General features: G+C 74.6%; 7 protein-coding genes. 5 read left to right on the forward strand and 2 right to left on the reverse strand.

Going from position 1 to position 8,778, the window contains the following annotated elements:
• Positions 1-278 precede the first annotated feature (278 nt).
• Positions 279-1,337 (forward strand): substrate-binding domain-containing protein, encoded by a 1,059-nt coding sequence (locus tag AB0E96_RS34695; RefSeq protein WP_359829777.1) that lies wholly within the window; start codon positions 279-281, stop codon positions 1,335-1,337.
• A 27-nt stretch (positions 1,338-1,364) separates the two neighbouring features.
• On the opposite strand, the gene AB0E96_RS34700 is transcribed toward AB0E96_RS34695, so the two are convergent.
• Both AB0E96_RS34700 and AB0E96_RS34705 read right to left on the reverse strand, forming a co-directional pair.
• The gene (locus AB0E96_RS34700) at positions 1,365-2,144 is read right to left on the reverse strand and encodes a sugar phosphate isomerase/epimerase family protein (protein WP_359829778.1); all 780 of its coding nucleotides are present in this window, start codon (positions 2,142-2,144) and stop codon (positions 1,365-1,367) included.
• 4 nt (positions 2,145-2,148) lie between these two features.
• On the reverse strand, positions 2,149-4,092 hold the full coding sequence (locus AB0E96_RS34705) for a DUF2264 domain-containing protein (RefSeq protein WP_359829779.1): 1,944 nt from the start codon (positions 4,090-4,092) through the stop codon (positions 2,149-2,151).
• 251 nt (positions 4,093-4,343) lie between these two features.
• On the opposite strand from AB0E96_RS34705, the gene AB0E96_RS34710 reads away from it, so the two are divergent.
• The 4 genes from AB0E96_RS34710 to AB0E96_RS34725 all read left to right on the forward strand — a co-directional run bounded on the left by AB0E96_RS34710 (position 4,344) and on the right by AB0E96_RS34725 (position 8,645).
• Positions 4,344-5,675, forward strand: coding sequence for a sugar ABC transporter substrate-binding protein (locus AB0E96_RS34710; protein WP_359829780.1), 1,332 nt, complete (start codon positions 4,344-4,346; stop codon positions 5,673-5,675).
• A gap of 89 nt (positions 5,676-5,764) precedes the next feature.
• Positions 5,765-6,631 (forward strand): sugar ABC transporter permease, encoded by an 867-nt coding sequence (locus AB0E96_RS34715; protein ID WP_359829782.1) that lies wholly within the window; start codon positions 5,765-5,767, stop codon positions 6,629-6,631.
• Positions 6,628-7,542, forward strand: a complete 915-nt coding sequence (locus AB0E96_RS34720) for a carbohydrate ABC transporter permease (RefSeq protein ID WP_359829781.1) — start codon at positions 6,628-6,630, stop codon at positions 7,540-7,542. Before AB0E96_RS34715 ends, AB0E96_RS34720 begins: the two co-directional genes overlap by 4 nt.
• Before the next feature lie 122 nt (positions 7,543-7,664).
• The gene (locus AB0E96_RS34725) at positions 7,665-8,645 is read left to right on the forward strand and encodes a hydroxyacid dehydrogenase (protein WP_359829783.1); all 981 of its coding nucleotides are present in this window, start codon (positions 7,665-7,667) and stop codon (positions 8,643-8,645) included.
• The last annotated feature ends 133 nt before the right edge of the window (positions 8,646-8,778 follow it).

The raw sequence follows: 8,778 nt of genomic DNA on the forward strand, positions 1-8,778 counted from the left end.
CGGCCGGCCCGGTGAGTGGGGGAGCGGCCGGGCGCGCGGCGCCGTCGGAGGCCCGGGGGCCGGCGGGAGCGCGGACGGATCCGGGCGATCAGGACCAACCGGACCTCCCGGGCGGGATTTCCGCAGGCCGGGAACCCGGGAGGACCTGACCGGACGCTGAGGTGACCGGTACGGTGGTTCTGATCGACTCGGCACATCTGTGTTCGTTCGATCGAATTTCGATTGAACGAGCCGGATCCGATCAGACACCGTGCGCACGGGGTACGCAGGAGGAAGCCATGACCATCACGGCCGAGGAGCGTCGGTCCCGGATCCTGGAGGTCGTGCGCGACCTCAGGACGGTCCGCGTGGTGGACCTCGCCGCCCGGATGGGCCTCTCGGCCGTCACCGTCCGCCGCGACGTGGCGGTGCTCGCCGACGACGGGCTGCTGCAGCGTTCGCACGGCTCCGTCTCGCTGCCGCGCGCCAAGCCCACCGCGGCCGAGGGCGCCGAGACGGTCCTGGGCATGCTCGTCCCCACGGTCGGCTCGTACTTCGACGAGGTGGTCGGCGGCGCCCGGGTGGCCGCGACGGAGGCCGGTGCCCGCCTGGTGCTCGCCATCGCCCCGTACGAGTCGGCCGACGACCGCGCCCAGATCGGGCAGCTGCTCGACTCCGGTGTGGACGGCCTGCTGCTGACCCCCAACTGGCGCCCGGCCGGCGGCGAGCGCGGCCTGGGGGACGGCAGGCTCCCGGTACCCGCCGTGCTCGTCGAGCGCCGCCCGCCCGCCGACGGCGAGGGCGCGCTGCTGGACTCCGTCGGCTCGGACCACCGGTACGGCGTCCTGCTCGCGCTGCGCCACCTGGTCGCGCTCGGACACGGCTCGGTGCTGCTGGTCGCCCGGGAGGACACCTGGACGGCGCACCAGGTCCGGGCCGGGTACGCCGAGGGGACGGCGCTGCTGGGACTGGAGCCCCAACCGGTGATCGACATCCGCCGCCCCGGCGTCGACTCCGAGGCCGTCGCCGAGCGGATCGCCGAGGCCGCCGGGCGGGGCGTGCGGGCCGTCCTGGTCCACAACGACCAGGACGCCATCCAGCTGCCGCCGCTGCTGCGCGCCCGGGGCGTCCAGGTGCCGGACGACGTGGCGCTGATCGCGTACGACGACGTGTTCGCGGCCCTCGCCGCGCCGCCGCTGACCGCCGTGGCGCCGCCGAAGCGGGCCGTCGGCGCGGCCGCCGTGGAACTGCTGCTGCGCCGCCTTCGGCTCGGCTCCGCGCTGCCCGTGCACCGCCTCGAACTGCTGCCCTCGCTGGAGGTCCGCACCTCCTGCGGCGGCGCGGGCGAGGCCGGCTGAGTCGCCCCGGCCGGCCCCGCCCGGGGCTCAGGCCGCGAGCCGGGCGAGGTGGGCCGCGCCGGCGTCCAGCAGCCCGGGCAGCGGGGCGGCGGCCGGGTACCAGGGGGCCTCGTACTCCCAGGACACCCAGCAGTCCGCCGGGAGGGCGCGCACGCACTCGGCGATCGGCAGCACGCCCGCCCCGAGCGCGATCGGCGTGAGGTCGTCCTCGCCCGCGACGTCCTTGACCTGGACGTAGCCGAGGTGGGGTGCGAGCGCGGCCAGGCTCCGCGCCGGGCTCTCGCCGGCCAGGTGGGTGTGCAGCAGGTCCCACAGCGCGCCGACGGCCGGGTGCCCGACGAGGTCGAGCACCCGGGCCACGTCCCGCCCGGCGCGGTGCGAGTCGTGGGTCTCCAGCAGGATCCGGACACCGAGGGCGTGGGCGGTGTCGGCCGCCGCGGCGAGCCGCCGGGCGGCCCGCCGGTCGTCCTCGTCCGGGGCGGACCGCTCGCCGTGCGGGAAGACCCGCAGGTGGCGCGCCCCGAGGTCGGCGGTCAGCCGCAGGTGGCCGACCAGGTCGGCGACCGCCCGGTCGTCCTCGCCCGGCGCGGCGACGCCGAGGTACGAGGCCACGGCGAGCGGGGTGATCCCGTGGGCGGTGAACTCCCTTCGGGCACTGCGCAGTTCCGCGGCCGTCAGGCCCGGGTGCACCGGTTCGCCGGGCGCGCAGCGCAGTTCGAGTCCCTGCCAGTGGTGCTCGGCCGCCAGCCGGAGGACCTCGGTGAGCGGGCGGCCGGGCAGGCCCAGGGTTGAGAGGGCGAGGCGCACGGGGTCAGTCCTCCCGGTGGACGGTGACGGAGCCGTCGGCGAGTTCGGCGGTGTGCCGCGTGCCGTCCGGCCAGTGGACGTGGAGCAGGTGGCCCCGCGGGGTGCGTTCGGTGCGGATCCCGACGGCCGCGAGGGGCGGCCGGGGCACCGGGCCCCGGGCGAGCCGGGCGGTGCTGACGAACAGGGTGGCCGCGCCGGTGGTCCGCCCGGTGGCACGGGGGACCGCGCCGACGGCGCCGAGCGCCGTGCCGGCCGGCAGCGGGTCGGTGCCGGTCGTGGTGTAGCCCTCCGCGTGGCGCAGCTGGGAGAGCAGCGGCAGACCGTCCGCCCCGGTGGCGGTGGCGGTGGCGAGCGGCCCGTCCACGGTGGTGGCGACGCCGTCGCCGGCCGCCGCCCAGCCGCTGTGCCGGACCTCGGTGCCCGGCTGGGCCCCGGTGACCAGGTGGGCGTGCACCTCCTCGGCCCCGGCGGCGAGCACGAGGGAGGTCACGACGACGCCGGGCAGCTCCTCGCCGCCCGCCCGGGGCCGGTGCGCGGAGGCGGCCCAGCCGTCGCCGGCGCCGAGCGGTTCGATCCGGCCGCGCTCGGTGAGGGCGCCGCCGGCGATCAGGCCGAGGTGGTTGTCCGGCGGCCCGTCCAGCACCGGGCCGGTCGCGGTGGAGTGGGCGAGGCGGGCGTAGAGCGGGTCGTCGGGCAGCACCTCGTCGGCGGGCTGGTCGTCGCTGCCGTGGTTGTGCAGCCGGACGAGGCCGTCGGCGGCGGTGGACTGGATCAGCCAGCCGGGCCGGGGGAGCGGGTGGACGGCGTCCGCGAGTTCGGCGGGCCCGGGCTGCTCGACGGCCGTCCAGACCGGGTGGTCCGCGGGCAGCAGCAGCCCGAGGAAGCCCTTGCTCGCCCAGTAGGGGGAGGCCGGGCCGGAGTACGGCTGGACCATCGGGGGGTACGGGCCGTGCCAGCCGGAGGTGAGCAGGCCCTCGGCGTCGAGCGCGCCGCGGTCGAGGAAGTGGCGCAGGGCGCCGGAGGCGAGGCGGCGGGTGGTGCCGGCGGACAGCGGGGTGTGCCCGCTGAGGGCGCCGGCCCACAGCGGGGCCGCGGCGGCGAAGCGGTAGGTGAGCGAGCGGCCCTGGTGGACGGGGGCGCCGTCGGCGCCGAAGGCGCGGGCACAGGCGTCGAGGTGGGCGGCGAGCCGGCCGCCGTACCGGTCGAGCAGCTGCCGGTGGCCGCCCAGGTGGGCGTGCAGGACGGGGTAGAGGTGGAAGGCCCAGCCGTTGTAGTGGTCGAAGGCGCGCGGGCGCCCGTCGGTGTACCAGCCGTCGCCCCGGTACCAGGTCTCGATCCTCGCCAGGCCGCGTTCCACGGCCCGCTCGGCGGCCTCGGTGTCGATCCCCGCCTCGGCGAGGAAGCCGCCGACGGTCAGCGGGAAGAGCCACCAGTTGTTGTCCACGGGGGCGTGGTGGAGCGCGCGGGACAGCCAGGCGCCGGCCCGTTCGCGGACGTCCTCGTCGAGGCGGTCCCAGAGCCAGGGGCGGGTGATCCGCAGGGCGAGGGCGATGGACGCGGCCTCGACCATGGCCTGGCCCCGGTCGGTGATCACCGGCCAGGAGACGGGGTCGGTATCGGTGAGCGCGCGGTCGGCGGTCGGGCGGCGGGTGCCGGCGGCGAGCCCCTCGGCGTAGGCCGGGAGCAGCCCGTGGGGGTCGTCGCCGCCGGCGCCCGCGACCCGGAAGGCGGCCAGCAGGAACGTCCGGGCGTAGCCCTCCAGCCCGTCCGAGCGGGGGCCGGACCAGCTGGGACGGTCGCCGGGCAGGCCGATCAGCGCGTGCGCGGGGCCGGCGTGGCGGCGGACGGCGGCCAGCAGGCCGTCGGCGGCGGCCTCCCAGTGCGCCCTGGTCCAGCCGGTGAGGGGGCTGAGCGCGCGGTCTTCGGGCGGTAGCTCGATCGGGGGCATGCCGGGCTCCTCGGGTGGGGCGGGGACCGAGTCCGGGGATGACCCGGATCGATCGCCCATGATATTGATCAAATGATCCGGCTGGACAGGGGTGAACGTCACGGAACGGGCGCTTTCCCGTAAAGAAGCCTGAACATTGACGGTTGGGCCGGATCGAAACAGATCATTTGATCCTGAACCCTTGACTTCGATCGAAGCGCGGTCCCAGGATGGCCACACCCCTCACACCCCCCTCCACCGGGAGACGAGCCATGTCCACGACCCCCGCCCGTGTCCGCAGAGCCCCCCGCCTGGCCGCCGCGCTCGTCGCGTCCGCCCTCTGCGTGACGTCCCTCGCCGCCTGCGGCAGCGACTCCTCGAGTGGTGGCGCCGGCGACGGCAAGCCCGTCGCCCTCACCTTCTGGGGCTGGGCCAAGGGCACCAAGGAGGTCGTGGCCGCCTTCAACGCCAGCCACCCGGACATCCAGGTCACCTACGAGGAGATCCCCTCCGGCGTCGCCGGCGGCTACGCCAAGATCTCCAACGCGGTCAAGGCCGGCAACGCGCCCGACGTGTTCAACGTCGAGTACGTGCAGCTGCCGGACATGGTCAGCCAGGGCGCCGTGCAGGACATCGGCAAGCTCGTCACCGACGGCGTCAAGGCCAAGTACCTGAGCCAGGCCCTGGAACTCACCACCCTCGGCGGCACCACCTGGGCCCTGCCGCTGGACGCCTCGCCGCAGGCCTTCTACTACCGCAAGGACCTCCTCGACAAGGCCGGCATCACCCCGCCGAAGACCTGGGACGAGTTCCGCACCGCCGCCCAGAAGCTGAAGGAGGCCCAGCCGGACGCCCGCATCGCCACCTTCTTCCCCGACGACCCGACCACCTTCGAGGCCATGGCCTGGCAGGCCGGCGGCCACTGGTTCAAGAGCTCGGGCGACGCCTGGAACGTCGACGCCACCGGCGCGGAGACCAAGAAGGTCGCCGACTACTGGCAGCAGCTCATCAACGACGACCTGGTCCGGGTCATGCCGTCCTTCAGCCAGCAGTGGACGGCCTCCCTGCAGAAGGGCGAGACGGCCGGCTACCTCGGCGCCACCTGGGGCGGCGGCGTGCTCAAGGGCACCGTCCCCGACGCCTCCGGCAAGTGGGCCGTCGCCCCCGTCCCGACCTGGGACGGCAGCCCCGCCAGCGGCATGCTCGGCGGCACCACCTTCGCCGTCTCCAAGAACAGCAAGAAGGCGAAGGCCGCGGTGGAGTTCGCCACCTGGGCCACCAGCACGCCCGAGGGCTTCAACGCCCGCATCGCCTCCGGCACCTCCTCCGCCTACCCGGCCGCCCCGGCCCTGGTCTCCGTCGCCCAGGCCGCCTTCAAGACCGACTTCTACGGCGGCCAGGACGTCTACGCGATCTACGGCGACGCCGCCAAGTCCATCAAGCCCGGCTGGCAGTGGGGCCCCGCCATGGGCGCCACCAACAACTCCCTCAAGGACGCCTTCGGCAAGCTCACCCAGGGCGGCACCGTCCAGTCCGCCGTGGACGCGGCGCAGCAGGCCACCGTCGCCGAGCTGAAGAACCGCGGAATCAAGGTCGCCCAGTGACCACCGCTCCGACCGGCCGTGCCGCCCGGACCGAGCCCGCCCGCCCCACCCGCGGGCGGCTCCGGCCCGGGCGCTACGGCGCGCCCGCCGTGCTCCTCGCGCCGTTCCTGGTCCTCTTCACCGCCTGCACGCTCGTCCCGATCGGGTACGCCGTCTACCTCAGCCTCTACTCGGAGCACCGCTCCGGCCTCGGCTTCGGCGGCATCGAGACGGTCTTCACCGGCCTCGGCAACTACACCCGCGCCCTCGGCGACCCGGCCTTCCTCGACGGCTTCCGCACCACGGCCCTGTACTGCCTGCTGTACATCCCGCTGATGGTCGGCCTGTCCCTGGTCTTCGCGCTGCTCCTGGACTCCACGCTGGCCCGCGCCCGCCGCTTCTTCCAGCTCGCGCTGTTCCTGCCGCACGCGGTGCCCGGCATCATCGCCGCCCTGATCTGGATGTACCTGTACACCCCCGGCATCAGCCCGGTCATCGAGGCGCTGAACTCCGCCGGGAGCAGCCCCGACCTGCTCGGGAACCCGCTGCCCGCCGTGGTCAACATCGCGCTGTGGGAATGGGTCGGCTACAACACCGTCATCTTCTACGCCGCGCTCCAGGCCGTCCCGCGCGAGGTGCTGGAGGCCGCGATCGTCGACGGCGCCGGCCCGCTGCGCACCGTCCTCAGCATCAAGATCCCGCTGATCCGCGCCTCGATCGTGATGGTCGGGCTGTTCACCGTGATCGGCTCCCTCCAACTGTTCACCGAACCGATGATCCTGCACGGCGCCTCACCCGGCGTCGTCAGCACCTGGACCCCCAACATGTACGCGTACACCGCCGCCTTCGACCGCGGCGACTACGGCCTCGCCGCCGCCTCCTCGGTGCTGCTGGCCCTCACCGCGGCCGTCCTGTCCTTCCTCGTCACCTGGGCGACCCGCACCCGCCCCGCCCGCCGGACGGAGGACTCCGCATGACCACGCTCGCCCCCGAACGCGACACCCGCCGACGCCCCCGCGCGCCCAGGACCGACCGCGGCCGGGCCAGGCGCACGCCCTGGACCCTGTCCAAGGCCGCCGTCAACGGCGCCCTCGTGCTGGCGGCCGCCTACACCCTGCTGCCGCTCGGCTGGCTGCTCACCGCCGCCGCCAAGAACACCGGCGACCTCCTCGGCGGCCACACCCTCACACCGTCCAACTGGAACCTCGGCGCCAACCTGCACGCCCTCGCCACCACCGGCGACGGCATCTACTTCCGCTGGTACCTCAACTCGCTGCTCTACGCGGGCATCGGAGCCCTGCTCTGCGCCCTCGTCTGCGTCGGCGCCGGCTACGCCTTCCACGTGTACGCCTTCCCCGGCAAGGAGAAGCTGTTCGGGCTGGTCCTGCTCGGCGTGCTGGTGCCGACCACGGCCCTCGCCCTGCCGATGTACCTGCTCGCCTCCGAACTCGGCCTCGCCAACACCTTCTGGGCGGTCTTCCTGCCCTCCCTGGTGAACCCCTTCGGCGTCTACCTCGCCCGCGTCTTCTGCGCCGGCTACATCCCCGGCGAGGTGCTGGAGGCCGCCCGGACGGACGGGGCGAGCGAGCTGCGCGCCTTCTGGTCGATCGGGCTCAGGATGGTCATGCCCGGCTTCGTCACGGTGTTCCTGTTCCAGTTCACCGCGATCTGGAACAACTTCTTCCTGCCGCTGGTGATGCTCTCCGACAACCGGCTCTTCCCGGTCAGCCTCGGCCTGTACGCGTGGAACACCCAGACCCACGCGTTCCCCGAGTTCTACCCGCTGGTCGTGACCGGCTCGCTGCTGGCCGTCGTGCCACTGGTGGTCGCGTTCGTCGCCCTCCAGCGCCACTGGAAGGCCGGTCTGACCGCGGGAAGCGTCAAGTGACCCACCAGACCGCCGACTCCACGACCGCGCCGGAGAACCACGTGCCCAACCCGCCCGCCCCGAACGCCGCGACCGGGAACGCGCCCACCCCGCCGCGCCGGCGCCCGCGCGCCCTGCTGGTCATGACCCCGGACCTCGTCGGCCGGCTGGTCGACGACGAGACCATGGCCCGGCTCACCACCCTCGCCGAACTCGACCCGGTGCTGGTCGTCGACGACTTCACCGGCCCCGAGGCGGCCGCCGTCCTCGCCGAGACCGAGGTGATCGTCAGCAGCTGGGGCTGCCCGCCGCTCGACGAGGCCGTGCTCGCCGCCGCGCCCCGGCTGCGCGCCGTCGTCCACGCCGCCGGATCGGTCAAGCACCATGTCACCGAGGCCTGTTGGGACCGCGGCATCCAGGTCTCCTCGGCCGCCTGGGCCAACGCCCTGCCCGTCGCCGAGTACACCGTCGCCAACGTGCTGCTCGCCAACAAGCAGCTGCTGCGGCTCAGCGCCGACTACCGCGCGCGGCGGGCCCCGCACGACTGGCAGGCCGCCTACCCCGAGGCCGGCAACTACCGGCGCACCACCGGCATCGTCGGCGCCTCCCGGATCGGGCGGCGCGTCCTCGAACTGCTCCGCCCCTTCGACCTGGAGCTGCTGCTCCACGACCCGTACGTGGACGAGGCCGAGGCGGCCGCGCTGGGCGCCCGCTCGGTGACCCTCGACGAACTGTGCGAGCGCAGCGACGTGGTGAGCGTGCACGCTCCCGAACTGCCCGGCACCCGGCACATGGTCGACCGCCGCAGGCTCGCCCTGATGCGCGACGGGGCGACGCTGGTGAACACCTCCCGCGGCTCGCTGATCGACCAGGAGGCCCTGGTCGAGGAGCTGGTCTCGGGCCGCCTCAACGCCGTCCTGGACGTCACCGTCCCGGAGGTGCTGCCGGAGGACTCGCCGCTCTACGACCTGCCCAACGTCCTGCTCACCCCGCACGTGGCCGGCTCGCTCGGCGGCGAACTGCGGCGGATGGCCGCCGCGGCGGCGGACGAGCTGGCGCGCTACGCCGACGGCAGCCCCTTCGCCCACCCGGTGCTGCGCGGCGACCTGGACCGCACCGCCTGACCGGGCGCGATCCCCGTCCGAGGGGGCGTGAGGGCCGCAGGAGTCACCCGACTCCTGCGGCCCTCGGCGTTCGCGCGGCGCGGCGTCCGGTCGTGCGACGACGTCGGCGGCCGTGCTCCTCCGAGGAGCACGG

This window comes from Kitasatospora sp. NPDC036755, assembly GCF_040636595.1.
Lineage (GTDB): Bacteria > Actinomycetota > Actinomycetes > Streptomycetales > Streptomycetaceae > Kitasatospora.

Bases quoted from the DNA above. Each gene is read 5' to 3' on its own strand.
- AB0E96_RS34695 (WP_359829777.1), top strand. From the start codon at position 279: ATGACCATCACGGCCGAGGAGCGTCGGTCCCGGATCCTGGAGGTCGTG.
- AB0E96_RS34705 (WP_359829779.1), bottom strand. From the start codon at position 4,092: ATGCCCCCGATCGAGCTACCGCCCGAAGACCGCGCGCTCAGCCCCCTC.
- AB0E96_RS34710 (WP_359829780.1), top strand. From the start codon at position 4,344: ATGTCCACGACCCCCGCCCGTGTCCGCAGAGCCCCCCGCCTGGCCGCC.
- AB0E96_RS34720 (WP_359829781.1), top strand. From the start codon at position 6,628: ATGACCACGCTCGCCCCCGAACGCGACACCCGCCGACGCCCCCGCGCG.
- AB0E96_RS34725 (WP_359829783.1), top strand. From the start codon at position 7,665: ATGACCCCGGACCTCGTCGGCCGGCTGGTCGACGACGAGACCATGGCC.